At 52.0% G+C, this 24,840-nt stretch carries 27 protein-coding genes, 1 pseudogene and 1 riboswitch; of the genes and pseudogenes, 3 read left to right on the top strand and 25 right to left on the bottom strand.

The features are described 5' to 3' along the window. Nucleotides 1-579, bottom strand: a complete 579-nt coding sequence (nfuA, locus tag CFF01_RS00485; protein WP_033538863.1) for a Fe-S biogenesis protein NfuA — start codon at nt 577-579, stop codon at nt 1-3. A 207-nt stretch (nt 580-786) separates the two neighbouring features. Here nfuA and CFF01_RS00480 point away from each other — a divergent pair, with 207 nt between their 5' ends. After that, entirely contained in the window at nt 787-3,324 is a 2,538-nt protein-coding gene (locus CFF01_RS00480) for a M14 family zinc carboxypeptidase (protein ID WP_088903515.1), read from the top strand. Nucleotides 3,325-3,575: 251 nt separating this feature from the next. On the opposite strand, the gene gltS is transcribed toward CFF01_RS00480, so the two are convergent. The 16 genes from gltS to moaA all read right to left on the bottom strand — a co-directional run bounded on the left by gltS (nt 3,576) and on the right by moaA (nt 14,793). Then, nucleotides 3,576-4,799, bottom strand: a complete 1,224-nt coding sequence (gltS, locus tag CFF01_RS00475) for a sodium/glutamate symporter (RefSeq protein ID WP_033538865.1) — start codon at nt 4,797-4,799, stop codon at nt 3,576-3,578. Between the two features lie 213 nt (nt 4,800-5,012). Further along, nucleotides 5,013-5,168, bottom strand: a complete 156-nt coding sequence (locus CFF01_RS00470) for a DUF2986 domain-containing protein (RefSeq protein ID WP_088903514.1) — start codon at nt 5,166-5,168, stop codon at nt 5,013-5,015. 160 nt (nt 5,169-5,328) lie between these two features. After that, nucleotides 5,329-5,496, bottom strand: a complete 168-nt coding sequence (locus CFF01_RS00465) for a YqaE/Pmp3 family membrane protein (RefSeq protein ID WP_011863909.1) — start codon at nt 5,494-5,496, stop codon at nt 5,329-5,331. A 22-nt stretch (nt 5,497-5,518) separates the two neighbouring features. Continuing rightward, on the bottom strand, nt 5,519-6,193 hold the full coding sequence (locus CFF01_RS00460; RefSeq protein ID WP_088903513.1) for a TIGR01621 family pseudouridine synthase: 675 nt from the start codon (nt 6,191-6,193) through the stop codon (nt 5,519-5,521). 10 nt (nt 6,194-6,203) lie between these two features. Further along, nucleotides 6,204-7,463, bottom strand: coding sequence for a sensor histidine kinase (locus CFF01_RS00455; protein WP_033538981.1), 1,260 nt, complete (start codon nt 7,461-7,463; stop codon nt 6,204-6,206). Between the two features lie 49 nt (nt 7,464-7,512). Further along, nucleotides 7,513-8,190 carry a response regulator transcription factor gene (locus CFF01_RS00450; protein WP_033538867.1) on the bottom strand — a complete coding sequence of 226 codons (678 nt, stop codon included), beginning with the start codon at nt 8,188-8,190 and terminating at the stop codon, nt 7,513-7,515. Nucleotides 8,191-8,193: 3 nt separating this feature from the next. Next, on the bottom strand, nt 8,194-8,730 hold the full coding sequence (locus CFF01_RS00445; RefSeq protein WP_088903512.1) for a PepSY domain-containing protein: 537 nt from the start codon (nt 8,728-8,730) through the stop codon (nt 8,194-8,196). Between the two features lie 148 nt (nt 8,731-8,878). Continuing rightward, nucleotides 8,879-9,238 carry a YgiW/YdeI family stress tolerance OB fold protein gene (locus CFF01_RS00440; RefSeq protein WP_088903511.1) on the bottom strand — a complete coding sequence of 120 codons (360 nt, stop codon included), beginning with the start codon at nt 9,236-9,238 and terminating at the stop codon, nt 8,879-8,881. 102 nt (nt 9,239-9,340) lie between these two features. Then, nucleotides 9,341-10,450 carry an ABC transporter ATP-binding protein gene (locus CFF01_RS00435; RefSeq protein WP_033538870.1) on the bottom strand — a complete coding sequence of 370 codons (1,110 nt, stop codon included), beginning with the start codon at nt 10,448-10,450 and terminating at the stop codon, nt 9,341-9,343. Next, the gene (gene modB / locus CFF01_RS00430) at nt 10,431-11,111 is read right to left on the bottom strand and encodes a molybdate ABC transporter permease subunit (protein ID WP_033538871.1); all 681 of its coding nucleotides are present in this window, start codon (nt 11,109-11,111) and stop codon (nt 10,431-10,433) included. Before modB ends, CFF01_RS00435 begins: the two co-directional genes overlap by 20 nt. Further along, complete coding sequence (gene modA / locus CFF01_RS00425; RefSeq protein WP_088903510.1) at nt 11,111-11,902, bottom strand: molybdate ABC transporter substrate-binding protein; 792 nt, start codon at nt 11,900-11,902, stop codon at nt 11,111-11,113. The genes modB and modA overlap by 1 nt, the downstream gene beginning before the upstream one ends. A 37-nt stretch (nt 11,903-11,939) precedes the next feature. Beyond that, nucleotides 11,940-12,407 (bottom strand): molybdopterin synthase catalytic subunit MoaE, encoded by a 468-nt coding sequence (moaE, locus tag CFF01_RS00420; RefSeq protein ID WP_033538873.1) that lies wholly within the window; start codon nt 12,405-12,407, stop codon nt 11,940-11,942. Nucleotides 12,408-12,409: 2 nt separating this feature from the next. Next, a complete protein-coding gene (gene moaD / locus CFF01_RS00415; RefSeq protein ID WP_033538874.1) occupies nt 12,410-12,661 on the bottom strand; it encodes a molybdopterin synthase sulfur carrier subunit in 252 nt (83 codons plus the stop codon). Between the two features lie 38 nt (nt 12,662-12,699). Then, on the bottom strand, nt 12,700-13,176 hold the full coding sequence (gene moaC, locus CFF01_RS00410) for a cyclic pyranopterin monophosphate synthase MoaC (protein WP_033538875.1): 477 nt from the start codon (nt 13,174-13,176) through the stop codon (nt 12,700-12,702). Further along, complete coding sequence (moaB, locus tag CFF01_RS00405) at nt 13,169-13,699, bottom strand: molybdenum cofactor biosynthesis protein B (RefSeq protein WP_033538876.1); 531 nt, start codon at nt 13,697-13,699, stop codon at nt 13,169-13,171. The genes moaC and moaB overlap by 8 nt, the downstream gene beginning before the upstream one ends. Before the next feature lie 113 nt (nt 13,700-13,812). Further along, nucleotides 13,813-14,793 (bottom strand): GTP 3',8-cyclase MoaA, encoded by a 981-nt coding sequence (moaA, locus tag CFF01_RS00400; RefSeq protein ID WP_088903509.1) that lies wholly within the window; start codon nt 14,791-14,793, stop codon nt 13,813-13,815. Next, nucleotides 14,781-14,915: riboswitch (molybdenum cofactor riboswitch) on the bottom strand. Its footprint overlaps the gene before it by 13 nt. Before the next feature lie 227 nt (nt 14,916-15,142). On the opposite strand from moaA, the gene CFF01_RS00395 reads away from it, so the two are divergent. Both CFF01_RS00395 and CFF01_RS00390 read left to right on the top strand, forming a co-directional pair. Further along, nucleotides 15,143-16,792 (top strand): electron transfer flavoprotein-ubiquinone oxidoreductase, encoded by a 1,650-nt coding sequence (locus tag CFF01_RS00395; protein WP_088903508.1) that lies wholly within the window; start codon nt 15,143-15,145, stop codon nt 16,790-16,792. 253 nt (nt 16,793-17,045) lie between these two features. Then, the gene (locus CFF01_RS00390; protein WP_088903507.1) at nt 17,046-18,962 is read left to right on the top strand and encodes a methyl-accepting chemotaxis protein; all 1,917 of its coding nucleotides are present in this window, start codon (nt 17,046-17,048) and stop codon (nt 18,960-18,962) included. Nucleotides 18,963-19,018: 56 nt separating this feature from the next. Here the strand turns inward: CFF01_RS00390 and CFF01_RS00385 are convergent, their stop codons facing one another. The 8 genes and pseudogenes from CFF01_RS00385 to CFF01_RS00350 all read right to left on the bottom strand — a co-directional run bounded on the left by CFF01_RS00385 (nt 19,019) and on the right by CFF01_RS00350 (nt 24,758). Further along, nucleotides 19,019-19,339, bottom strand: coding sequence for a DUF4870 domain-containing protein (locus CFF01_RS00385; RefSeq protein ID WP_033538982.1), 321 nt, complete (start codon nt 19,337-19,339; stop codon nt 19,019-19,021). Nucleotides 19,340-19,419: 80 nt separating this feature from the next. Then, nucleotides 19,420-20,112, bottom strand: coding sequence for an MOSC domain-containing protein (locus CFF01_RS00380; RefSeq protein WP_088903506.1), 693 nt, complete (start codon nt 20,110-20,112; stop codon nt 19,420-19,422). 271 nt (nt 20,113-20,383) lie between these two features. Further along, complete coding sequence (locus tag CFF01_RS00375; protein WP_088903505.1) at nt 20,384-21,232, bottom strand: PfkB family carbohydrate kinase; 849 nt, start codon at nt 21,230-21,232, stop codon at nt 20,384-20,386. A gap of 134 nt (nt 21,233-21,366) precedes the next feature. Beyond that, nucleotides 21,367-21,744 carry a GNAT family N-acetyltransferase gene (locus tag CFF01_RS00370; protein ID WP_269768280.1) on the bottom strand — a complete coding sequence of 126 codons (378 nt, stop codon included), beginning with the start codon at nt 21,742-21,744 and terminating at the stop codon, nt 21,367-21,369. Nucleotides 21,745-21,795: 51 nt separating this feature from the next. Beyond that, nucleotides 21,796-22,320 (bottom strand): annotated as a pseudogene (locus CFF01_RS00365) (GNAT family N-acetyltransferase); the annotation flags it as partial. 20 nt (nt 22,321-22,340) lie between these two features. After that, the gene (locus CFF01_RS00360; protein WP_088903504.1) at nt 22,341-22,622 is read right to left on the bottom strand and encodes a putative quinol monooxygenase; all 282 of its coding nucleotides are present in this window, start codon (nt 22,620-22,622) and stop codon (nt 22,341-22,343) included. 101 nt (nt 22,623-22,723) lie between these two features. After that, nucleotides 22,724-23,347, bottom strand: a complete 624-nt coding sequence (locus tag CFF01_RS00355; protein WP_088903503.1) for an HD domain-containing protein — start codon at nt 23,345-23,347, stop codon at nt 22,724-22,726. A gap of 67 nt (nt 23,348-23,414) precedes the next feature. Then, the gene (locus CFF01_RS00350; RefSeq protein WP_033538883.1) at nt 23,415-24,758 is read right to left on the bottom strand and encodes a coproporphyrinogen III oxidase family protein; all 1,344 of its coding nucleotides are present in this window, start codon (nt 24,756-24,758) and stop codon (nt 23,415-23,417) included. Between the last annotated feature and the right edge of the window lie 82 nt (nt 24,759-24,840).

Here is a 24,840-nt window from a genome sequence, read left to right as displayed (position 1 = left end):
TTACTGGTAAGAATGTTCACCATGCTGATGCTCGGTGACATCACGCACGCCAGTTAACTCACCTGGGAACAGATCCAGTAGCTGCTTCTCGATACCATCTTTAAGGGTAACATCCACCATAGAACAGCCGTTACAACCGCCGCCGAATTGCAAAATAGCGACACCGGCTTCATCGATATCCACTAGCATGATGTTACCACCATGGCTGGCCAGCTGAGGATTGATCTCCGACTGGATAATATACTCGATACGCTCTTTCAGCGGTGCATCGGCGTCAACCTTACGCATCTTGGCATTCGGTGCCTTCAGGGTCAGCTGAGAGCCAAGCTGATCGGTAACGAAATCGATCGAAGCGTCTTCAAGAAATGGTGCACTCTTCTCATCCACCATGGCGTGGAAGCCATTAAATTCGAGTTCGATATCGTCTGCCTCAACGGCATCTGGCGGACAGTAAGACACGCCACATTCAGCCGATGGTGTACCAGGGCTGATAACAAAAACGCGAATATGAGTTCCTTCAGGCTGGTCAGCGAGTAGCTTAACAAAATGCGCCTGAGCTGCATCGGAAATGGTGATCATTAAGACATGCTCCGTCAGGATAAACCCGAGTGTTTTAGTAAGAATTAAGGCTATAATACTCCGACTGTCTTCAGCTTTGTAGCCCCTTTGACGAATAGTCACGAGTTTTTTGCCTAAATCCCTAGGCGTAAAGTCAGGTCAGGAGCTGGAAACTCGCTAGCCTAACTGTTAATTTAGCCTTTATATACAATAATAAAGAGCATTACCATGCTGCGACTCTGCCTTTTGCTGCTTTCTATCGTCCCACTGCTATCTAGCTTCGCATCAATTCGCCAAAGCGTGATCTCAGTCTCGTCCCCTACTCAAGCGGCGGCCAGCATAGAATCACCCAGCCAGTTTTTAGGTTATCCCCTGGGTCACTGGCATCTGCGCCATGATCAGGTCAACTATTATCTCAAGCAACTGGCACAGCAAAGTCCCAGAGTCAGCCTGGAATCCACAGGCCAAAGCCACGAAGCCAGACAACAGATAACGGCGGTGATCACTTCGGCGGCCAATCAAGCCAAGCTGGATGAGATCATCGCTGGACGCCAAAAGGTCAAGTCGGGGCAGGCGCCTGACGGGCCACTGATCATTTGGCTGGCTTATTCGATCCATGGTGACGAAGCCAGCGGTGCTCATGCCGCACTGGAGGTCAGCTATCAACTGAGCCAGAGCCAAGATCCCTGGATTAAGGAGCTACTCGACAAGGCAGTAGTATTAATCACCCCATCACAAAATCCCGACGGTTTAGATCGCTTCTCCACCTGGGCCAACAACTACCGCAGCAAGATAGAGGTCAGCGACGAGAATCATAATGAGCACAGGCAAAACTGGCCTGCGGGTAGACGCAACCACTATTTTGCCGATCTCAATCGCGACTGGTTATTTGTGCGCCACCCCGAGTCGCAGGGTCGCATCGCACTGTTTCATAAGTGGCAACCTCACTATCTGGGCGACTTCCACGAGATGGGCCACAATCAAACCTTCTTTTTCCAGCCCGGAGTGCCTAGCCGCACACACCCGCTCACCCCCCAAGAGAATCAGGCCATCACCGAAAAGCTTGCCAGCTTCCACGCCAAGGCGTTAGATGAGAGCAAGCAGCGTTATTTTACCAAGCAACAGTTCGATGATTTTTATTACGGTAAAGGTTCGACTTATCCGGACATTAACGGCGCCGTCGGCATCTTATTTGAGCAAGCCAGCGTACGTGGTCAGCAACAAGATTCCGAAAATGGACTGCTGCGATTTAGTCAGGCCATCGAAAACCAGATCGCCACCTCCTTCTCCAGCCTGAAAGGCTCGCTGGCATTAGAAACTGAGCTGAAGCAATACCAGAAGCGTTTCTACCAGCGCAAAGATAAACATCTGCCTTCGGGCCGCGAAGCGGGTTTTCTGGTGAGTGCCAGCGGCGATCCGGCCAGACGCGATGATCTAGCTAACCTGCTGAAACAGCATGAAATACATTTCTTCTATTTGAAGGAGAAGATGAAACAGGGACGCCATCAATATACCCAGGCTGACAGTCTGTTCATCCCCATTAATCAGCCACAAAAATCGTTACTCTTAGCCATGTTCGACCTTCGTACCGAATTTGAAGACGCTACCTTTTACGACGTATCCAGCTGGAACCTCGCCTTCTCCTACAACCTGCAGATGGCGCGTAACGTGAACCTGAATGTGGATGACCTCCTCACCAGCCCACCACAACTTAAGGCCAATCGACTCAGCACATCTAACGTTGCGGTATTGATAGACTGGCGCCAGCAAAATGCGGCTCCACTGCTACAGCAGTTACTCGCTGATGGTATCAAGGTAACATTTGCTGCCAAGCCTTTTAGCCTAAACACCGATGGTCAAACACTTGATCTACAAGCCGGAGCCTTGCAGGTTCCAGTTGCTCAAGCCACCCATACATCCAAGGCGCTGATTGAAAAACTGACCAAACTAGCCACTCAATACGGCGTCCAACTAGAAGGAGTCGACACAGGTTTAGCGACGACAGGCATTGACCTTGGCAGCCCAGATTTTCACGATATCGCCCCAATTAAAGCCATGGTGGTAACTGGCTACGGCACCTCATCGGCTGAAGTCGGCGAACTCTGGTATTTCATGGATAATCTGATCGGTGCCCCTCTCACTCAGGTCGACATCAGCCGCCTGCCCAGTATAGATCTAGACGCCTACACGCATATCTTCTTGGTCGACGGAAGTTACGCTAATTTAGAAGAGAAATATGCGCGAAAACTGGGGCAGTTTGCCAATGAAGGCGGCGTGATAGTGGCTCAAAAAGGGGCGCTGCAATGGCTTTCAAATGGTAATTTACTCAAGAGTGATATCCGAGAGAAGCGCTACTTCAGTCAACTCTTTGCCACAAACGGTTTAACCTTTGGCGACAAGGCTAAACTGGATGCCCGTCAGGCGATAGGCGGCGCCGTTTTAGCACTGGATCTCGATACCAGTCACCCTATCACTTTTGGCTTGGGTGGCAATCGTCTTCCCGTGATGAAAAACAAAGTATTTGGCCTTAGCAAGACACAAGCTCCCTTTGTCACGGCGGCAACCTATGCCGACGAACCTCTGCTAGATGGCTTCTTGGCGATGGAGTACCAACGTAGCCTCAGCCAGACCCCGGCGATCATAGTTGAGCGTCATGGCAAGGGCGCCCTAGTCGCCTTAGCTGACAATCTGTTGTTTCGGAATATCTGGCTAGGTTCACAGAAGGTCTATGCCAATAGCCTCTATTTCATTCCAGCCTTACATTGAATAATCGCTAATTAACCCTTTGCGACGCTAAGGGTTAATTTTACTTTTCAAGCGTGCTGACTATGACCCAATTTGCCCCTATCCTATAACTCACCCCAGGCGCGGCGGTCTGTCAGCCCGACCTTCAAGTAGCCTTTGCCCCCAACCCTGCGGCGAGGTGATTGAGCATTGGCAGCTCTTATACTAGGAGCACAAAGGTGGCACGATCCTCCACAAAAAAAGCACCCTAAGGTGCTTTTTATCTTTGTGATTTAGCCAATAAAGCTCAGATAGCCCTGCAGAATCACGGCGTTCACTATGTCGATAAAGAAGGCCCCGACAATAGGCACCACCATAAAGGCTTGCGGTGATGGACCTGTGCGGGTGACCAAGGCCCCCATGTTCATCACGGCCGTGGGCGTAGCCCCCATCCCGAAACCACAATGACCACCGGCCATGACTGCAGCATCATAGTTGCTCCCCATTAGCCTAAAGGTGATCCAATAGGCAAATAATGCAAGCACTGCCGTCTGCACCAGCAAGATCATTAGCAGCGGCACGGCCAGGTCAAAGATCTCCCATAGCTTAAGGTTCATCAGTGCCATGGCAAGAAAGAGTGCTAAGGAGACTGTGCCTAGCACGTCAACACATTCACGATTGATCTTAAAGCCGCGTGAGACCTCGGTAATGTTAGTAATCACCACCCCAAAAAATAGTGCATAGACAAAATCGGGCATCTTTAACCAACCTATCCCCAAATAGGCAACTAAAGAACCGAACCACTTGGCACCAGCCACACACAGCAGCAAGATGAAGAGCACCTCCAAGATACTCTTGGCTGTAACCCTATCCTCTTCTAACTGATCATAGGTCACGAGGTCGGGATGATCTTTGTGATGGTTACCACCAACGCCATAGTCGGAGACCAAGCCATTTTTATTAATCAATCGCTGCGCCACCGGGCCGCCTATGATGCCACCCATGACCAAACCAAAGGTCGCAGCGGCCATCGCCAGCTCCAAAGTATTGATACCATACTCATCAGAAAACGTTTGCGCCCAAGCAGCACCAGTACCATGGCCACCCGACAGGGTTATGGAGCCGGCAATCAGTCCCATCAAAGGTTCCAGCCCCAGGGCTGTCGCCATGCTGACACCAACGCCGTTCTGAATGATGATGTAAAGTGAGGCAATCGCCAGGAAGACAAAAACCTTACTGCCTCCCTTCATCAACAGCTTATAACTCGCCGCTAACCCAACGCTGCTAAAGAACATCAACATGAGTGTATTTTGCATCGACAGCGAGAACTCTACCGAAATCTTGTAAAAGTGCAGCAAGGTGATCACAGCGGCGACCAACAAGCCACCCACTATGGGTTCGGGAATATTATATTTTCGAAATGACGCCACATGACGATTAACCGAGTGGCCAATAAAGAGCACTAAAATCGCCACTAGAAATGACTCCAGCTCTCCTACGGTATAAACAGTATTCATGGTTCTCCTTATTCGGTGAGAAGCGATGTCATCATCCAACTCACCAGTTCATCAGGCCGGGTTAATCACAAAGGCCCAACCATTACCCAGCTCAGGAGAGCGATCGCCAACACATCTCCAATTGTAGCCTGTCATCAGACAGTAACCAGAAATGAGCCGCCAATGGGCTCCCAGCATGGGGAAAATGATAATAACTAGAGGAAGGTCTCTAATCTAAGAGACGGATTCTGAGGGTGGTTCGTCTGCCATAGCGAGTCGTTCTCGCTCGGCTTTAGCAATATACTTAGGCTTACCTGAGCGATGAAGTTTAGCATTTGCTTTCTTCGCCTTGGCCTTAAGTGTTTGATTGATCTTTTTCTTTCTATTCATGGCGGCGATTATAGCCTAAAACACCGCCGCAGTGGGTTATCAGAAAGTTAACAGTACAAATTTAGTGCTTATTGCTATCGCTAATAGTTGGTAAATGTCCGCAATCGGACACAAAAAAGCGCAGCCAGGCTGCGCTCTATTTGTGGCCTGCAAACAAGACCTAAGACTTAGTAACCACCCAAAGGGCGTGTAACAAGCCTGGGATAAAAAACAGCAAGCAGAGAATGATGTTGATCAGTAGATCCTTACCGACACCACTCTTTAAAAATACAGCCACTGGCGGCAGCAAAATGGCGATAATCACAAGCAGCAGTTTATTGGTATCCATAACCTAAGTTCCTTCATTTAACTCAATTTCGTTTTGGCCAGTCTAACTTCTCAGGCTTACTCCATGTTTGCAACTGGTTTTTTACCCCATCAAGCGCAAACACTTCGCCCTGGATTGGCATCTCAACATAATGATAATCAGCCCCCTGCCAATGAAACCCCAGCGCTAAGGCATGCAGATAACCTCGGTCGGACACTTCGCCGCCATAGAGCTGATCCCCAAGCATGGGTACCCCAAGACTAGCCAGCGCCACTCTGAGCTGATGCGTCTTACCGCTCAGCGGCTTGAGCAGATAGAGACGCAAACCATCGGCCACAGATTGAGAGAAAAATTGAGTGATCGCCGGATTCTCTTTACTGCGTAGCAGTTTATACATACTGCGGCGCGACTTGGCCATGTCACCCACTATGCTCCCCTGCTTCTTCTTCGGCTTGCCTTTCGCCAGCGCCACATAGTACTTCTGCACCTTATGCTCGCTAAATAGCTGGGTAAAACCTGCCGCGGCTGCGCTAGACTTGGCAAACAGCAGCAAGCCCGAGGTCATGGTATCGAGTCGATGCACTGAGTAGAGCTTAATTCCCAGATCGATCTCAAGCTGCGCCATCACACCGGCATGGCCATCCTGACTATGAAAGTGAACGCCTGGCGCCTTGTCGATCACCAGGAAATCGGCCTCATCGGCAATAATCTTATACATGGCAATTGCCCTATGAAAAACTGATGGTCACCAGGAGGCCTGGCTGATTATCGGCCAGCTCAATGCGGGCGTTATGACGCTGCAAGATCGCCTTCACCAGCGAGAGCCCAAGGCCTGTACCCTTGTTGTGGCGGCTTGGATCCAGACGCACCAGACGATCGAACACCCTCTCAGTGGCCTCCGCGGGGATACCCGGACCATTGTCGCGGATCAAAATACGATTCCCCTGCTGAACGATCTCAACCTTAGCGCCTTCACCCGAATATTTAATGGCATTATCCACCAGATTAAACAAGGCCTGGAACAGCAGATACTTATCCCCCATCACGCTGTAATCCTCATCCAGCGACAGGCTTAAGGTCTGGCCATTGGACTCGGCCATCGCCTCGGCCATCTCGAATAGATCCTGACACAAGGCATTCAGGCTCAGAGGCTGCAATTCTAGATCTTGCTGCCCCTCCTCGATGCGAGTGAGTGACAGCATAGCGTCGAAGGTCGCCAGGCAGTGATCCAGCTCCTCGATCAAAATCGCGCTGGCCTCATCTAGCTCCTCTGCTGGCTTTTGCGGTAACTGCTCAAGCCCTATTCTAAGGTGCGATAAGGGGGTTCTGAGATCGTGGGCAATATTGTCTGTCGCGCCGCGCACCGCATGCAAGTTGGCCTCCAGGGTATCCAGCACCTGGTTAAAGTTACCCGCCAACATGTCAAACTCATCCTGGCGCCAGCTTACTGGCAGGCGGGTGGAATACTCGCCGCGCTCAATGCGCCTACTTAAACGGTTGTACTGTACCAGACGGCGTAAGATCGCCTTGGAAAACAGATAACCCAAGGCGAGCGTCAGCACGATAGTCAGCATCAGGGCGGTAATCGCCGCATTGACGAAGCGCTCGATCAGGGTCGCCAGTTGGTCGGTTCGGGTCGCGATGAGCACGGGGCCATAACGGGTGATCACCAGGCCGCCGGTTAAGATGTGCAGTTTATCCGGCCCGCTGGTGAGAATGGGAAAGTCCCGAGTCTCTGGCAGCAAGGGCATATCATCTGGCATCAGACTCAGGGCCCCGACCAGATCTAGCGAGCTGCGCCACACCACCAACGCCGTCTTAGGATCGGCGGCGCGGATCTGAGTGGCAAAGCTACGCCTGTCCAAAGTGAGCGCCATCTGTTGATAACGCAACTTTTCCGCCGCAAGGTGTTGGTTGGTCTGTAACTCCTGCTCGTTGATCAGCTGACGATACATGCCAAACAACAAGGTGCCGATAATCAGGGTCACCAAAGCAGAGAAAATAATAGTAATGCGCCAGGCACTACTCTGATAGGGTCTAATGCCCTTGACGGAGGCGATAGCCAGCCCCTCGAACCGTTTCAATTAACTCGCCAAAGCCCAGCTCTTCAAACTTACGTCTCAGCTTAGCGATATGCACATCGATCACATTGGTACGCGGGTCGAAGTGATAATCCCACACTGCCTCGAACAACAAGGTGCGGCTGATCACCTGATTAGGGTGTTCCATCAAATATTTAAGTAGCTGAAACTCTTTGGGTTGCAGCATGATCTCACTGCCCGCCAAGGTCACCTTACGGGTGAGTAGTTCCATCACTAACTCGCCGACCTTAAGCTCAGTCTGTGCCGGCGCCGAGTTACCACGCTGCATCAATTTTTCGGCGCGTACCAAAAGCTCAGAGAAGGCAAAAGGTTTGGTCATATAGTCGTCACCGCCAGCCCTGAGCCCTTTCACGCGCTCATCCACATGGCTCAGTGCCGAGAGGATCAATACTGGGGTCTGATTGCCGGTCGCTCGTAGTGCGGCCAGCAGTTTTAGGCCATCGAGTTGTGGCAACATGCGATCTAAGATCACCAAATCATATTGCATACTGGTAGCCAACAAGAGTCCTTGATGACCATCGCTGGCGGTTTCGATATTGTGTCCCTGCTCGGCAAATCCCTTGACCACATAATCTGTGGTGGTCGCATCATCTTCTACCAGTAATATTTTCATCTGTTAATCCCACTTCAACAGGGGCAAAGGCCGCTGATTTTCGATATCGAAGGCAATCCTATGTTTGCCATTGGCGTCGATAAGCTTGAGTTCTAAATAGCTGATACCCAGATCATGATCCAGCTGGGCTTCCAAAATATGCGCACCGCTTCCACCCATGGCCAACTTGAGCAGTTGAGAGAAGCTCTGATCCATCTCTTTGAGCAGCTTAACCGCCTTGAGTTCATCTTTATCGTCGGCCTCTAAACCTTCTACCTTCTGACGAATGAGTCGGCCATCTTTTGCCCAAAACTCAAATTCGGTAATGGCATCTTCTTTGGTATTGATCATACTGAGCTCATAGATCAGCTGGCCATTTTCCACATCTATCTGAAATTCAGAGATCACTCCAGGGTAGGTTTTTTCCGCCTGCTCGATCATCTTTTGCGGAGTCAGGCTTTGGCTATCCGAAAGCAACTCAAGCACTGCCGGATTTGCCAAGGCGACATTCGCCCCAACCACTCCAGACAACAGCATTAAACTGATTAACCAACGAGCCATGGCTCCTCCATTAAATTCTTCAATATCGGTATCTTACACGCAAAGAATCCCAGTACCAATGGGATAGACAAGGGGGCCTTCGGCTTTCAAGATTAAATTTAGTTTAAACTCAATCTCGCTTTATGCCTTTATAGCCACCTTCACCCAATCATTCAGCTTGACCCACTAGCTCCATACTGTCGATCTCGATCTCCAGTCCACGCCACTCATCATCCACCTCACCTCTGAGAGTCACAGTGTTGTCGCTAGTGATCTCGATATCACGCCATAGGGCATTATCTATCGCGACTTCGACTTCGCCGCTGGCATCGCGAAACAGATACTTTTCATCTCCTAAGCTCTTGATTAATTTACCTATAAGCTCGACCTGCGTGTCATCTTTGGCCGTCTTGGCATCGGCAGCCTGCTGGATAACACCCGTTGCTTTAAGGCTATTAGAGGCGGCAAAGGCCGGTAAGGTGAGTACCGCAGATAAAATAAGGGTGCCTGTCAGTTTCTTCTGCATCATGTTTCTCCTCGATTCTAGACGCTTAGCATAAGCCAGGGCGATTATCGGGGAGATGGAAGCCATATTAAGCTTTGATCATATTGTATTCAGCTGTGCATCAGCTTAGTCATTTTCCAGGATATGAATGAGATCTGACTTGAGCGCCACCTCTGTCTCGACCCCAGGTGACAAGCCCATCTTTTGGGCAAAATGTAACGGCACCTCTGCATTGAGATGGTGTTTAACCCCTTTGATACTGGCAACCAGACGCATGGTTTCTCCCATGCTGAGGCAGGACTCTATGGTGATGGCCAGTTTGTTAAAGCTGCGGCACAGGCGCCCCTTGGTGATGGAGTTAAAGCGCACCCCCTGATTGGGGATCACCCAGCGCACCTTAGCGCCGATAGCCAACTGCTCAGAGTAGTTGCTGGCAAGCAGATGTTCACCAAACTTGAGCCAGGTAATGTCGCGCTCCGCCTCTTGAGCTACCACATGAGCATCGAACAGGTTTCTCAAGCCCATTTGCTTGGCAACCGCCTCGTTACGCGGGCGACTTAACACATCGCGGGGATGACCTTGCTGCAGTAAGGTTCCCTGACTAATCAGTATCATACGGTCGGCTAACAGTAGCGCCTCATTCAAATCGTGAGTCACCATGATCACGGGGATCGCTAGCTGCTCCTTGAGCCTCGCCAGCTCCAGGTAGAGTCGCTCGCGAGTTTCTCTATCGACCGCCGAAAAGGGTTCATCCAATAACAAAACTCTGGGCTCTCTTGCGAGTGCCCGGGCCAGCGCAACCCTTTGCCGCTGACCGCCTGAAAGGTTTGCCGGCAGACGATCCGGCAGACCATGTAGGTTCACCCGCTCCAGCCAATCTTTAGCCCTGGCTACCCGCTCAGCCTTGGGAATATGATCCAGCGCCGCCACCACATTCGCCAGCGCCGTCATGTTGGGAAACAGACCAAAGTGTTGTGGCACATAGCCCAAGTGACGCTGCTGGGGCGTCAAGTATCGCCCTGCCTCACTGCTAAACCAGATGTCGTCGCCATAGCGTATCTCGCCCGACTCAGGCTTGGTCAATCCGGCAATCATTCGCATCAGGGTCGATTTACCGCCCCCCGAGGGGCCGACAACTGCCAACACCTCTCCGGCGCGGCAGACAAACTCGGCGTCTAGGGCTATGCCCTCTTGTTGAAAGATCTTACAGCTCAGATCAGCGACGTCTTGAGACACTCACCCCTCCTAATCGACGGGACAGACTGGTGGTCAGCGCCAACGCGGTAATGGCAAACAGCAGGAGCAGCAGCGACATCTGTCCGGCAGAGGCAAAATCGAACGCCTGCACACTGTCGTAGATTGAGATGGCAATCGTCTTGGTCTCGCCGGCAATATTACCGCCCATCATCAAGACCACACCAAACTCGCCTAGCACATGGGAGAAACAGAGCACCAACGCGGTGAGTACCCCGGGCCACACTAAGGGCAGCTCTATCTTAAACAAGACTTTGGCCGGACTCATGCCGCAACAGGCGCCCGCATCACGCACCTCTTCGGGCACAGACTCGAAGGCGCGCTGAATTGGCTGTATAGCAAAGGGAATATTGACCAATACCGAGGCGACAACCAGCCCCGAGAAATGAAACACTAATTGCTGGCCCAACAGGGCCTCTAGGGTCTGCCCCAGCCAGGACTGACTACCAAGCCCCACCAGCAAATAGTAGCCGATCACCGTCGGCGGCAATACCAGAGGCACCATGATCAATGCCTCCACCCAAGACTTGCCCCTAAACTGGCGATACGCGAGAAAACGTCCAGCCCAGATGGCAAAAGGGATCAGCACCAAGACGGTAACACAGCTTAATTTGATCGAAAGCAGCAGCGCCTGCCAATCCATTACTGGTCTCCACCTTCACTGACAAGGGGCAGGCCAAAGCCAAATTCGGTGAATATCGCCCTCGCCTTTGGCTGGCTCAGATAAGCATAAAAAGCCTTGGCCGTTTCTCCCGCCTTAGGAGTAAGCACCATGCGCTGATTCATCGGTGAGTGCCACTCGCTCGGCAGCGCCACATAATGACTGGCGGCGCGAAATTGAGGCGCCATCGCCAGCGACAAGGCGACAATACCGCCATCGGTAGAGCCACTAAGGGCAAATTGCGCCGCCTGCGACACATTCTCGCCATAGATAAGATGCGCTTGCAGCGGCTGCCACAGCCCTAAGCGTTGCAACACCTCCTTGGCGCGTTCACCATAGGGGGCATGTTCAGGGTTGGCGATGGCAAATCGCTTTAGTTTCCCTTGCTCCAGCAGTTGCTTAAGCCCGGCAAGTTCAGCATCAATCACTAAGGGTGAGCGCTTGGGCGCCGCTAATGCTAACCGACCGATAGCGTATACCTCACCATCGCTGTCTGTGACGCCCAGTTTGTGAAGCTGGTAGATATACTTGTCATCTGCCGACAGAAACAGCTCAAACGGTGCACCGTGGCGCAGCTGAGCCACAAAGTTACCCGATGAACCATAGGAGATGCGCACCCTTTTGCCCGTATCTTGGGTAAAGTCGGCGGCAATCTTATCCAGCGCAAACTTAATGTTGGCAGCCGCCGCAATAGCCGGCACCTCGCTCGCCCAAGCCATAGGCGCCCCCAACAAGATGAGGCAACCTAAGATTAAACCTCTGAGCATATCCATTTCAGCCCTTCCCCGTGGTCGCAGCTTAAGCCACGGCTTACTGCTTGTCCCACATCTTGGCCGCCTGTTCATCGGCGTCCTTAGCTTCGACCCAGTTCTTACCCTGATCGCCCGCTTCTAACTTCCAGAACGGCGCCTTGGTCTTGAGAAAATCGATCAAAAATTCACAAGCGGCAAACGCTGCCTTGCGGTGGGCACTGGTCACGCCGATAAAGACGATCTGCTCACCCAACGCCATGGTACCGACTCGGTGAATAATGGTTACATGGGTCAGCGGCCAGCGCTCTCTAGCCTCGACGGCAATTTGATTCAGCACAGCTTCAGTCATACCTGGATAATGTTCCAGCGTCAGATCGGTCACCGCACTGCCATCATTGAAGTCGCGCACCTTACCCACAAAGGTCACCACGGCGCCGTCACTGTCATCTGCGGCGATACGGGCATATTCATCGGGAACGCTAAAATCCTGAGTCTGCACCAGCACTCTGTCGATCGCTTGGCTCATAATTAACCTCCGGTGACGGGGGGGAAGAAAGCGACTTCGTCGCCATCTTCAACCTGAGTATCCCAGCTACTGATGGTTTGATTGACTGCCACCAACAGCTTATCTGAGGCTAATACCTTGCCCCACTTGTCATCTTTGGCCGCCAATAAGGCTCGTAAACCTTCGGCGGTGGTGGTCTGCTCGCTTGCCTCGACACTTATTGTGCTTTCACCTAACAGCTCGCGCACTTGAGCAAAAAATAGCACATTAATCATTACGTTACCTCTAACCTATTCAACGCCTAAACCTTGACTTAAACCTTAAAATGTCCCGACTTACCGCCACGCTTTTCCAGCAGACGCGTCTGAGAGATCACCATATCTTTCTGCACCGCTTTGCACATGTCATAGATGGTCAATGCCGCCACCGAGGCAGCAGTTAGCGCCTCCATCTCGACACCTGTCTTACCCGACAGCTTACACAGGCTGGTGATACGCACTCGGTTATGCTCGGGCTGCGCTTCGAGATCCACCTCGACCTTGGTCAGCATCAGGGGGTGACATAAAGGAATCAAGTCTGAGGTCTTCTTCGCTGCCTGGATCCCCGCGATACGGGCCGTGGCAAAGACATCCCCCTTGTGGTGGCTGCCGCTCATGATCATCTCAAGCGTCTCAGGCGCCATCTCGATAAAGGCCTCGGCACGGGCTTCGCGCTCAGTAACCGCCTTCTCGGTGACATCCACCATATGGGCATTGCCATCGGCATTAATATGGGTAAATTCACTACTCATCAATTGCTACCTTCTTCACGTGCATCACAAAGTTACAGGGTCTGTGAGTGGCATCGAGTTGTTCTTTTAAAATTTTGTTCCAGCCAGTCTTGCAGGCGCCAGTCGAACCCGGCAGACAGAAGATGGCAGTCTTGTTAGCAAAGCCACCCAAGGCACGGGACTGCACCGTTGAGGTGCCTAGCTCGGTATAAGTGATATGACGAAACAGCTCGCCAAATCCTTCGATTTCGCGGTCAAACAGCGGCTTGACGGCCTCTGGCGTGTTATCACGCTCGGTAAAGCCTGTGCCGCCGGTGGTGATGATCACCTGTACATCACCTGATGCGATCCACTGAGACAATACCGAACGTATCTGATACTTGTCATCTTTAATCAATCGACGTTCAGCCAGCTTGTGTCCAGCCTCCAGTAAGGCCTCTTGTAAAAATTGTCCCGAGGTATCTTGGCTTAAGTCTCGACTGTCGGATAGGGTTAATACTGCTATGTTGAGCGGTTCAAATTGAGTTCTCGTACAATGACCCATAACGTCTCTCTTCACTCTTGATCTGTTTTGCTAAAAACTGATGTGCCTACAGGAATACTGGGCAGAGTATACCCAGATAGCGAACGGAATATCTTGAGCTAGCGCAAGCCCGACTAGCCTCCGATAGACGCCAGGTGCTGTGTTACACCCGTAATACCATCGTGGAGGAAGTGGGTCTCTTTCTTAGCCCTGAGCTGACCATGTAAACGCTCGATCAACTCGTCTCGCTGAGTGTGTGACTGAAGTAGATCCCGCAGGTCAACGCCGTGCTCGGTAAAGAGGCAAAGATGCAACTTACCCTTGGCCGAGACACGCAGGCGGTTACAGCTGGCGCAGAAGTTCTTCTCATAGGGCATGATCAAGCCTATGCGACCCTTGAAGTCGTCATGGCTAAAGTTTTGTGCCGGTCCATCATCTACTGCCGACTGATCGAGCTGCCAGCCATCCTGAATCAGCTGCGACTTGATGTCGGCACCCGCCAGGTGATGAGCCTTGAAATACTCACGCCCCAGACCGGTTTCCATCAGCTCGATGAAACGCAGATCGATTGGAGTGTGCTTGATCCAGTGCAGAAAGCGAGGCAGGTCTTTATCGTTTAAGCCCTTGAGCAGCACGGCATTGATCTTCACCCGCTCAAAGCCCGCCTCGAGGGCCGCATCGACGCCGCGCATCACCTCATCGAACTTATTTTCGCCGGTGATCTGATAAAACATGCGTGGGTCTAAGCTATCGACCGAGACATTGATACGGCGTAAACCGGCATCGAACCACTCTTTGGCGTGCTTCTCGAGACGATAGCCGTTAGTAGTGGTTGCCAATGTCTTGATCTTGTCGTTGTCGGCCACGATACGCACGATATCGGTAAAATCTTTACGCAGAGTGGGCTCGCCGCCCGTGATGCGGATCTTCTGGGTACCGACCTCGGCAAAGGCGCCCACCAGATTTTCGATCTCATTGAGATTTAAAAACTTAGGCTTACCATCGGGACGATAACCATCGGGGAGGCAGTAAGTGCATTTGAAGTTACAGACATCGGTAACCGACATCCGTAAATAGTGAAATCTTCGACCAAAATTGTCTTGTAGTTGAGACATGATCACCTTTCCAAGTAAGGGGAGGTGAGTCAATTTCTTTCCTCACCCCGGTGGCATTATTGCCACGGCTGACTCTCCCTATCTGCGGACGTAGGAGAGAAAGCTCGGAGAACCGTCGTTTATCAATTATAGGCTGATATAGACCGATTTTTATAGCACTAACTTTCCATTTCTTGTCTGAAATCAATCAAGCGTTAACATAATGTGACACCGCTCACGAAGATTAATACTATCAATTAGTCTATCCTGACTGCTTAAACTCTGTGCCATTTCACCATTTTAAGGTAAGGTGGATACAAAGAATAAAACACCCGTTTCAATCGGGGGAAAGCTAAAAAGAGGTGAAGTGATGGAACGCGAATCGATGGAGTTCGACGTCGTAATCGTTGGTGCAGGCCCAGCCGGTCTGGCTACCGCATGTCGACTAATGCAAATCTCTCAAGACTCAGGCCAAGAGCTAAGTGTCTGTGTAGTCGAGAAGGGCTCAGAAGTGGGCGCACACATACTCTCGGGAGCCGTGTTCGAACCTAAGGTGCTCGAAGAACTGTTCGGCGATTGGAAAGAACTGGACGCGCCGCTGCATACGGCCGTCACCCATGATGAGCTCCATATGCTCAGCTCAGACTCGGCCTCACGCGCCATGCCCAATGCCTTTATCCCTAAGACGATGCACAACGATGGCAACTATATCATCAGTGTCGGTAACCTGGCCCGCTGGTTAGCAGAACGCGCCGAGGCGCTAGGCGTCGAGATCTTTCCTGGCTTCCCCGCCAGCGAGCTGTTGTTCAATGAAGATGGCAGCGTCAAGGGTATTATCATAGGCGACATGGGCATAGGCGCCGATGGCGAGCCTAAAGACAGCTATGAACCCGGCATGGAGCTGCATGCCAAGTACACGGTATTTAGCGAAGGCTGCCGTGGCCACCTGGGCAAGCAGCTGATTGAAAAATTCCACCTGGACAACGGCAAGACGCCGCAGCACTACGGCCTGGGTTTCAAGGAGATCTGGAAGGTCCCCAGCGAGCAGCATGAACAAGGCAAAGTGGTTCACACTGGCGGCTGGCCACTGACCGACGGCGCTTCAGGCGGCGGCTTCCTCTATCATATGGAAGACAACCAGGTGGCCGTAGGTCTTATCATAGATCTCAACTATCAGAATCCGCACCTTAGCCCGTTCGATGAGTTCCAGCGTTACAAAACACATCCAGTGATCAGCCAGTACCTCAAGGGTGGTGAGCGCATCAGCTATGGCGCCCGCGCCATCACTAAAGGCGGACTCAACTCTCTGCCTAAGATGAGCTTCCCTGGCGGCCTCATCATCGGCTGTGATGCCGGTACCCTGAACTTCGCCAAGATCAAGGGCACCCATACAGCAATGAAGAGTGGCATGATCGCGGCCGAAACCATCTGTCATGCCTTGCATGCCGGTGTGGAAGGTGGCAAAGATCTCGACTGCTACCAAGAAAAGTTTGAGCAGAGCTGGCTACAAGAAGAACTCTATAGTTCACGCAACTTTGGCCCAGCGATGCACAAGTTTGGAGCCTACCTGGGTGGCGCTTTCAACTATATCGACCAAAACTGGTTTGGCGGCAAGTTCCCTATCACCCTGCGGGACGAAAAAGCCGACTACGCCCAGATGGCCGACGTCAGCGCCTACAGCAAGATAGACTACCCTAAGCCTGACGGTAAGCTCAGCTTCGACAAGCTCTCCTCTGTCTACCTGTCGAACACCTTCCATGAGGAAGATCAGCTGTGTCACCTGCGTCTCAAAGATGAGCGAATCCCTATCGAGGTCAATCTGGTTAAGTTCGACGAACCTGCCCAGCGTTACTGCCCAGCGGGGGTATATGAGATAGTGGAAGAAGCTGGCGAGAAGAAGTTTGTCATCAACGGACAAAACTGCATTCACTGCAAGACCTGTGACATCAAAGACCCAAGCCAGAACATCACTTGGGTGACTCCTGAGGGCGGCGGCGGACCTAACTACCCGAATATGTAATCCGGCTATTAGCACGATAAACGTACAGAATGTAAACGCGCCTTAGGGCGCGTTTTTACTTGCGATTAACATTCTTCGCAACCATAATGGCGCCATACCTACAAGCGTTTTCAAAACGTACCATTTGAATCCAAATGGAACCCTACCTAAAAAAGTTCAATGGTTTAGCGTGTTTAGTAAACAGCGACTAACCTTAAATCAAGTATTCACAACTCCGATGACACTCGGACAGAGTAGATGCGAGTCATAAACGATGAAACTAAACATGCTCACCATAAAGCAGAAGATCTTACTCACGGTTACCGTTGCCGTTTTGCTATCCACGGTACTGGTCGGCGTCTTAAGTCAGCGCAGCGCCAAGGAAGTTGTCGAGCAGCGCATGCTCAGCTCAGAACTGCCTAACACCTTGCAAGCGATACGCAACAAGGTCGAGATGGATATCGCCACCTTGATGAATGCCGCCGAGCAGCTGGCCAGTAGCAAGATGCTCAAACAGTGGCTGGTCGATGGTCGCCCGGCCGAGACCGAATCTCTGGTGATCGCCCAACTCAAAGACATTCAGAATCAATACCAGCTGGTACAAGCCTCCTATGCCGACAGACAAACCGCCGCCTACTACACTCAGGACGGTTTCCTGCGAATTCTCACCCCAGATCAGGATGGCTGGTTCTTCAACTATAAAGATAGCGGCACAGAGCGCATGCTCAATGTATTTACCGAGGCCAATGGTGAGGTCAAGCTGTTCATCAACTACCAGCAACCCAATGATCGCGGTCTGGTGGGACTGGCTAAATCACTAGATGATATGGTGCGCCTACTCAAATCTTTCAAGATTGAAGACACAGGCTTTGTCTACCTGGTGGATGCCAAGGGCGATGTGAAACTGCATTCAGACACCAGCCAGATCGGCAAGGCCAGCCTAGCCTCGCTCTATGGTGGTGACGTGACCCGGCAGCTACTCAACCGTAGCGATTTTGGCCTAACACAGACAGAGCTAAACGGCGAAACACTGCTGGTTGCCAGCAGCTATATTCCTTCTATGGATTGGTATCTAGTCGCCCAAGTGCCTAGGGCCGAAGTATTTGCCCTACTGGAAGAGTCTGCCTACCAGATCCTTATCTGGACAGTGCTTATCGCCGCCGCCTTTATCGGCCTCTCCACCTTAGTCTCAGCCTCGGTCAGCCAACCGATCGCCAAGGTCGCCGATATGCTACAAGACATAGGTCAGGGCGAAGGCGATCTGCGCCAACGCCTGCCTGTCGAGGGCAACGATGAACTGGCTCAACTGGCCAAGGGCTTCAACAGCTTTATCGAGAAGATCCAGCACTCCATCATAGAGGTGACCGACACCAGTGTGCAGCTGAGTCATGCGGCCAAAGATGTTGCCCATCAGGCGCAGCAAACCCAGGATGACAGCCAGCTGCAGAAAGATCAGACCATGATGGTAGTCACCGCCATCAATGAGATGGGTGCCACAGTGCATGAGATCGCCGGCAACGCCGCCCAGGCCGCCGACAATGCTAAAGATGCCGACAACGCCTCCAACAGCGGCCAAGTCGTGGTCACCCGAGCACGTGACACCATCAACCAACTCTCTCTGGATGTGGAGCAGGTGGGCAATGTGATTGAGTCTCTGGCTACCCACACCACCTCGATAGGCAGCATCTTGGATGTGATCCGTGCCGTATCAGATCAAACCAACCTGCTGGCGCTCAATGCCGCCATCGAAGCCGCCCGAGCAGGTGAGGCAGGCCGAGGCTTCGCCGTGGTCGCCGAAGAAGTGCGTAACCTCGCCTCTCGCACCGCCGCATCGACCGATGAGGTGCAGAAGATGATCGACAACCTGCAAAGTGAGGCGGCTCGCGCCGTCGAAGCCATGACCCAGAGCAAGAGCCGTAGCCAGGAAGGTGTACAGGCGGTCGATGAGGCCAGCCATGCTCTGACGGAGATCAGCCAGCAGATTGGCGCCATTACGGACATGAATATTCAGGTCGCGGCTGCCACCGAAGAGCAATCCACCGTAGTGGAAGATATCAATCGCAATGTCACAGAGATCAGCGAGATCACCCAGCGTACCAGCGAGACCTCGCAAGCGGTAGCTCAGGCCAGTCAGTCGCTCAATCAGCTGGCCCATCGCCTCGACACCCTGGTCGCTGGCTTCAAGGTATAGCTTTGGCCTCATCAAAAAAGCCCGCGATTGCGGGCTTTTTATTTTGTGCTTAGTGATTAGGGCTTAAGAAACTTAATCGTCAACGGATACTGGTAGCTAATCCCTTCGCTAGCCTTCATGGCGGCAATGATGGTGACGACGATATCGAACACGGCCAAGATACCCAGTAAGATAAAACCGATACCGACAAACATAAGGATCATACTGATCACCGCATACACCATGACGCTTATCTTAAAGTTCAGGCAGTTGCGGCCACAGGTGTCGACAAAGGCGATCTCCTCACGCTTCATCAACCAGACGATCAGTGGCCCCAAGATAGATCCAAAGGGAATGAGATAACCTGAAAAACTGGCTAAATGTACCGCGACCCCCATGTTTTTATCGTCACGGGATAAGGTTTCAAATTCTGACACGAATGACTCTCCTTGATGATTCATAATCAATGACTACACAATTACTGACCCTTAGGTCCAAATAAGCGCATTTCCCAGGCTTCTATCTTCTGACTTTCCAGACGGCGCTGCAAGCTGTTAACCCAAGAAAGCGCCAAGCCCTCTGTACTGGCCAGTCTATCATAGGCCTTAGCGTCAAACTCGGTGGCGAAATAGATGCCCATCGCCTGACGCAGGCTCATATCGCTGCGGCGCTCCAGCAGACGAATGCTATCGCCTAGCCCTATCTCGCCCGGTGTTAACACGCGATAAAACCAGCCACACAAGCCTGAGGTCTGCATGGCGAGGGCAAATTCGGGATGACCAAATTGGTGATTCAGCTTAAAGCAGGGGGAACGCGGCTGAGTCACCTGCAATTCAACGTCGCCAATCCCAATGATGTCGCCGATATTCACCAGGGTCTCATCCAGCCCAACGGTACTGATGTTCTCGCCCATAGCGGGCACATCTTTAAATCCCTGCATCATGTCCCAGCGACGATACTGACCATAGTGCTCACGAGGAAAATGGTGTAACACTCTGTCGGCGCCGCCGTGATGTTTAGGATCGGCTTGACCATCACCTTGCACACTCATTTCACCCACCACTAAGCGGGAACATGACTGCTTGGCATCGATCATGCTGTTCACCCCAGCATAGACTTTGGCCTGATCACCACGGTACAGACCCGAAATCTTATTCACCAACACACTCATCTCGACAACACTCCCTAATGACCGACCTAGTACCTCACAGATTCAAGCGCCCCACCCTCAGCGAGCGAGACATTATCATGGCATTTCTGACTTCGTCAGACTAGAAGATTATGTTACAGACAAAAAAAAGCCCCAGAAGATGGGGCGAGAGAACAGAAAAACACGCTATGTTAAAAAAGAAGCTACACAAAACAAGGTCAGGGAACTGCTTGCGACCAATGCAGCTACTCTAGCCCGAGATAATGACATTATGATGACAAATCTCTGCAGCTTAGTGAGTCGCGTGTTCCAGGTAGTCTTTTAACTGTTCTCCCGGTATCGAGCTCTCTGTCGCCACCGCAAACGCCGCCCAACGGGCGCCTTCTGCCATCGCCAGCGTATAATCATCTCCTCGAACCAGGCCGTGAATTAAACCAGCCGCATAGGCATCCCCCGCCCCCGTAGTATCCACTACATCGGCAGGTTCGGCTGCCACTCGAGTCTCACCGTCAGCCTGATAAAGCACGGCACCAGAGGCGCCATCGGTCACGATAAAGGCCTGCAGACTGTCACCGGCAATAGAGAGACCATACTCCCAAGGCGATAGCTCACTGCGCCCCTGCATATCGGCACGCGAGGCGATCAACACATGGCAGGGCCGGGCGCGATCATCTTTGGCCAGCTGCGCCACCACCAGACTGTGGGGTAAGGCGGTCTTGGCCCAACTCACCGCGCCTTCAGCCGATGAGTTAATATAGAAGGCATCCCAATTGTGCCAGTTTGGCGGCGCCGCCAATTCAAACTTGGGGCGTTCGGGACGTATGATGGTACGTTCACCATCCGGGGTCATCACCAACAACATCTCACAGGTATGTTGCTGATAACGCTGCATCAGACGACAATCTATGCCCAGAGTGCTCGCCTCAGCCAGCAGCCAATCACCAATCTCATCGCGGCCCACCTGACTCACTAAAGCCACATCATGTCCGGCCCACACCAGACCAATACCGGTATTGGCGCCGCCGCCACCAAGGCGCTGTCCGCCATCTTGATAATGAAAGCGCCCTCCCATCTTTAACGGCTTATTCAGCCTGAGGATACGATCGCAATTAAGATTGGCAACCAGCAAGATATTGGCCATGAATGCTCCGGGTAATAGCGGATCAGCAGAAGATAAGATCGCCTAAACAAGAATGAGGTTTTAGGCCCACATGCTAAATAAACGGGGCCTGCCAAGCTTCATTTATATCAAGGCCTGAAGGCCAGCTCAACTAATTAAGGCTGCAGCAGATACATGCCTTCACTCGCCGGTCGCGAGTACTTAAAGCCAAATTTAAGGTAAAGGGCTGGTACATCAGCCATTAAGGTAATGTAGGCGCCCTTTGGCGCCTCGATGTCTAGATAAGCCATGATGTTCTCCATGATCGCGCTTCCCAGGCCTCTCCCCTGATATTCAGGGTCTACCGCAATATCCACCAGCTCGAAATTTAGCGCGCCATCACCCACCACACGGCCCATGGCAATCACCTTTTCGCCATCTAAGATATGAACGCCAAACAGGCTAAGCGGCAGCCCCTTTTCTGCGGCGCTGCGGCTTCTCGGAGTCAACCCCGTTATCTGCCGAAGATGCAGGAAATCATCCAATGGCGCCACCCGCTTTATCAGGCGAAAACCTTGTATGCTCTCTGCCTCTTGTACTTCTCGCCACTCACTCGCTAGCAGGGCGTAGCCATACTCGCTGCCCCAACTGCCCTTGAAGAAGATATTGTCCCGATAGTGTGCCTCGCGGCGAAATCCAACACGCTCAAGCAGGCCCCAGGCGGCATGGTTGTCTACATCTGTGATAGCCGAGACTCTGTGTTTCCCTAAGGTCTCAAACAGGTAAAGCAATAACCCCTGCACTGCCTCTCGCGCCAAGCCCTGACCCTGATACTCGCTCGCCAAGGTAAAGCCTATCTCAACCTGCTGCTCATCGATAAAATGCAGCGCCAGATCTCCCAGCAAACTCTTAGTTTGACGACATTCCAGAGCCAGCTGCATCCAGGTGCCCTGCGTGCCAAAGGGGGGTTGTTGCAGCACCTCAAAGAGCGTCAGCGCATCTTGATATTGGTAATCTTGCCAGCTTTGATAGCGGGCCACCTCAGGGTCGGCGCGGTAGGCGGTAAAAAGCTTTAGATCGGCCAATTCAAAGGCGCGGCAGAGCAGCCGCTGTGTCTCAAAGTAGATCATCTCAGTTGCCTTCGCTTCAGCTAAGCCAGCGCGTAATAGCTGCCGCTTGGCGGTGCGGCGAAGAGCGCCATGGCCTCTTGCATCTTGTCACTGGGGTAAGCCTGCACCGAGGCGCGGTGCTGCTCGGCAGACGCCCAACGCTCCACCACGACGAAGCGCCCTACTTCATCGAGTGGACACAGGACTTCGTAACTGAGGCAGCCGGGCGATGCGCAAATATAATCACTTAAGGATAAGAGGAAGGCCTTTAATTCGTCAGCCTGACCTGTGGCGGCCTGAAATTCACCTATACGTACTATCATCTGATTTCCCTGTACACAATGAAGAAGTCACCAAACTACCCTATTCACAACGACGTCGCAAAGCTTAGCGGCTATTCATACTGACAGCTTAAAAAGCTTATTTAGATCTCCTCGGCCAACTGCGCGAGAAAGTCTTGCATCACTCTGGTACGGCGCTCCGCTTCCTCTTTAGCAGACGCAGTTTGCATGGTATCGGCTAAGGTAAACAGCTTCTGCTTAAAGTGATCTAAGGTGTAGCGGCTATCATCCACCACTCTGGAGTGGCAGAAGGGATCTTGCGAATGATACAGGGCTCGTCCCAAAGAGGTGCCCACTTGCAGGCAACGCACCACGCCAATGGCACCCAGAGCATCTAGCCTGTCGGCGTCTTGCACTATCTTAGCTTCCAGCGTTTCGGGGGCGATACCAGCACTATAGCTGTGGGCTAAAATGGCATGATGAATCGCCGCCAAATACTGCTCTGGATAGCCCACCTCGGTGAGAAACGCGATCGCCTTGTCGGCAGCCAAAGTAGAACAGAGGTGGCGCTGAGGATCGTCTTTGGCCAACGCCACACAGTCATGCAACCAAGCCGCTGGCACCACCACTTCGGCGCAGGCAGATTCGCTTGCGCACAGGCGCTTGGCCGTTTTCACCACACGGGCAACATGCTGCAGGTCATGGGCAGCATCGCTTGGTGTGATACCTTGTAGAAATTGTGCAAACAGGGGTTCAAAGGCCTGCATTGGTAAGGCTCCGGCAATAAAAAAGGCTGATCTATGATCAGCCTCTTTAGCTCAGATGGCAAATGCCTTACATATCACAGGGCTTAAGCGGCTTACGCAGCTGCGCACGCACGTTATCCATGCCTGAGTAGAACTCTTTCATCATCAAGAGGCCCATCATCTTACCGTTATCTGTGACGATCAGGTTATCGGGATCGCTGGGGTCATTCTTGATGGCACCGATCGCCTTCATCGAGGTCATCTCTTTAAAGAGCGCCCAATCCAAGTTCACACCAAAAGTATCACGGAAATACTTGCGCGACAGACGACCTGAGAACATACCCAGCAGGAAGCGATACTGCATCACATCTTTCTGGCTGTAGTTCTTCTGCTGTTCAACCCCCATACGACCAGCGGCAATGTTTTCCTGATACTTGCGCAGAGAGAAGGTATTCACATACAGGGTATCGTTGAGGAAGCTGAAGGAACCTGAACCAACCCCAAGATATTCGTCATAATCGATCACATACTCATCGAAGCCTTCGTTGTTGGCCTTACCGAACGCCCAAGCCGACAGCTGGTTATACTGACCGTTGAGGCTATTGAGGATTTGGCGATACTGACGCGCCATATCCCCTTGAGGCGCCGCCAGCTTACCCTTAACGCTCTTACGGGTCTGATGAGTGATCATCAGCGGATAGGTGGTGATCTGACGAGGATCGAGACGCGAAGCCATATCCAGATCGTGTTGAATCACTTCATCTGTCTGGCCGCGGAAGCCGAAGATGAGATCCACGTTAATGATGGGAAACAGCTCCTTGGCTGCCATGATCTTATCGAAGGTTTGCTGACCCGAGCCAAACTTCTCCAGACGATCTGTCATGGCAAGGATGTCGTCGTTAAAGCTCTGTACCCCGATAGACATGCGATCCACCAAGCCTTCCAGCAGTTTAAAGCCAGGGCTGTCGAGGTGTTGAGGGTCCGACTCGCAGGAGACCTCTTTTATGCTAGGGAACAGCGTCTTGGCATATTCGATGGTGCGGGCCAGCTCGTCTTCCAATACCGTAGTCGTACCACCGCCGATATACATGGACTCGAAGTCATAACCCAGCGCCTTGACCATCTCCATCTCTTTACGCAGCGACACAAAATAAGCGCGCGCCTTCTCCTCTTTAAACAGGAAGCGATGGAAGGTACAGAAGGAGCATAGCGTATGGCAAAAAGGCACATGGGCATACAGCATATACTTCTTGCCTTCCACAGGAGCAGGCATCATAGAAGCAGACTGGGTATCTAGTCGTAGATTCTTATCAACATAGTACTGCATCACTCGTTCCATCGAGTTCAGCATCCAGTTGGGGACAGTAATATTAGCTTGATAAGGCGTAATCAATTCACCTGGCGCCGTTTGAATAATAGAAGACGAAGACATAGATATTCCTAGCTGAACCGGCCTTGAGAACAAAGCCTTTTAATAAATAAGGACTTAAAGCGATACACATCCATTTGCGGAA

This window comes from Shewanella marisflavi (genome assembly GCF_002215585.1).
Taxonomy (GTDB): Bacteria; Pseudomonadota; Gammaproteobacteria; order Enterobacterales; family Shewanellaceae; genus Shewanella; species Shewanella marisflavi.
The sequence above is the reverse complement of the archived record's forward strand: the minus strand, read 5'-3'. Positions and strand labels throughout refer to the sequence as shown.

Excerpts from the sequence above, each read along its gene's own strand:
- nfuA (WP_033538863.1), bottom strand. The coding sequence starts at position 579 with ATGATCACCATTTCCGATGCAGCTCAGGCGCATTTTGTTAAGCTACTC.
- CFF01_RS00480 (WP_088903515.1), top strand. The coding sequence starts at position 787 with ATGCTGCGACTCTGCCTTTTGCTGCTTTCTATCGTCCCACTGCTATCT.
- gltS (WP_033538865.1), bottom strand. The coding sequence starts at position 4,799 with ATGAATACTGTTTATACCGTAGGAGAGCTGGAGTCATTTCTAGTGGCG.
- CFF01_RS00470 (WP_088903514.1), bottom strand. The coding sequence starts at position 5,168 with ATGAATAGAAAGAAAAAGATCAATCAAACACTTAAGGCCAAGGCGAAG.
- CFF01_RS00465 (WP_011863909.1), bottom strand. The coding sequence starts at position 5,496 with ATGGATACCAATAAACTGCTGCTTGTGATTATCGCCATTTTGCTGCCG.
- CFF01_RS00460 (WP_088903513.1), bottom strand. The coding sequence starts at position 6,193 with ATGTATAAGATTATTGCCGATGAGGCCGATTTCCTGGTGATCGACAAG.
- CFF01_RS00450 (WP_033538867.1), bottom strand. The coding sequence starts at position 8,190 with ATGAAAATATTACTGGTAGAAGATGATGCGACCACCACAGATTATGTG.
- CFF01_RS00445 (WP_088903512.1), bottom strand. The coding sequence starts at position 8,730 with ATGGCTCGTTGGTTAATCAGTTTAATGCTGTTGTCTGGAGTGGTTGGG.
- CFF01_RS00440 (WP_088903511.1), bottom strand. The coding sequence starts at position 9,238 with ATGATGCAGAAGAAACTGACAGGCACCCTTATTTTATCTGCGGTACTC.
- modB (WP_033538871.1), bottom strand. The coding sequence starts at position 11,111 with ATGGATTGGCAGGCGCTGCTGCTTTCGATCAAATTAAGCTGTGTTACC.
- modA (WP_088903510.1), bottom strand. The coding sequence starts at position 11,902 with ATGGATATGCTCAGAGGTTTAATCTTAGGTTGCCTCATCTTGTTGGGG.
- moaE (WP_033538873.1), bottom strand. The coding sequence starts at position 12,407 with ATGAGCCAAGCGATCGACAGAGTGCTGGTGCAGACTCAGGATTTTAGC.
- moaD (WP_033538874.1), bottom strand. The coding sequence starts at position 12,661 with ATGATTAATGTGCTATTTTTTGCTCAAGTGCGCGAGCTGTTAGGTGAA.
- moaC (WP_033538875.1), bottom strand. The coding sequence starts at position 13,176 with ATGAGTAGTGAATTTACCCATATTAATGCCGATGGCAATGCCCATATG.
- moaB (WP_033538876.1), bottom strand. The coding sequence starts at position 13,699 with ATGGGTCATTGTACGAGAACTCAATTTGAACCGCTCAACATAGCAGTA.
- moaA (WP_088903509.1), bottom strand. The coding sequence starts at position 14,793 with ATGTCTCAACTACAAGACAATTTTGGTCGAAGATTTCACTATTTACGG.
- CFF01_RS00395 (WP_088903508.1), top strand. The coding sequence starts at position 15,143 with ATGGAACGCGAATCGATGGAGTTCGACGTCGTAATCGTTGGTGCAGGC.
- CFF01_RS00390 (WP_088903507.1), top strand. The coding sequence starts at position 17,046 with ATGAAACTAAACATGCTCACCATAAAGCAGAAGATCTTACTCACGGTT.
- CFF01_RS00385 (WP_033538982.1), bottom strand. The coding sequence starts at position 19,339 with ATGGGGGTCGCGGTACATTTAGCCAGTTTTTCAGGTTATCTCATTCCC.
- CFF01_RS00380 (WP_088903506.1), bottom strand. The coding sequence starts at position 20,112 with ATGAGTGTGTTGGTGAATAAGATTTCGGGTCTGTACCGTGGTGATCAG.
- CFF01_RS00375 (WP_088903505.1), bottom strand. The coding sequence starts at position 21,232 with ATGGCCAATATCTTGCTGGTTGCCAATCTTAATTGCGATCGTATCCTC.
- CFF01_RS00360 (WP_088903504.1), bottom strand. The coding sequence starts at position 22,622 with ATGATAGTACGTATAGGTGAATTTCAGGCCGCCACAGGTCAGGCTGAC.
- CFF01_RS00355 (WP_088903503.1), bottom strand. The coding sequence starts at position 23,347 with ATGCAGGCCTTTGAACCCCTGTTTGCACAATTTCTACAAGGTATCACA.
- CFF01_RS00350 (WP_033538883.1), bottom strand. The coding sequence starts at position 24,758 with ATGTCTTCGTCTTCTATTATTCAAACGGCGCCAGGTGAATTGATTACG.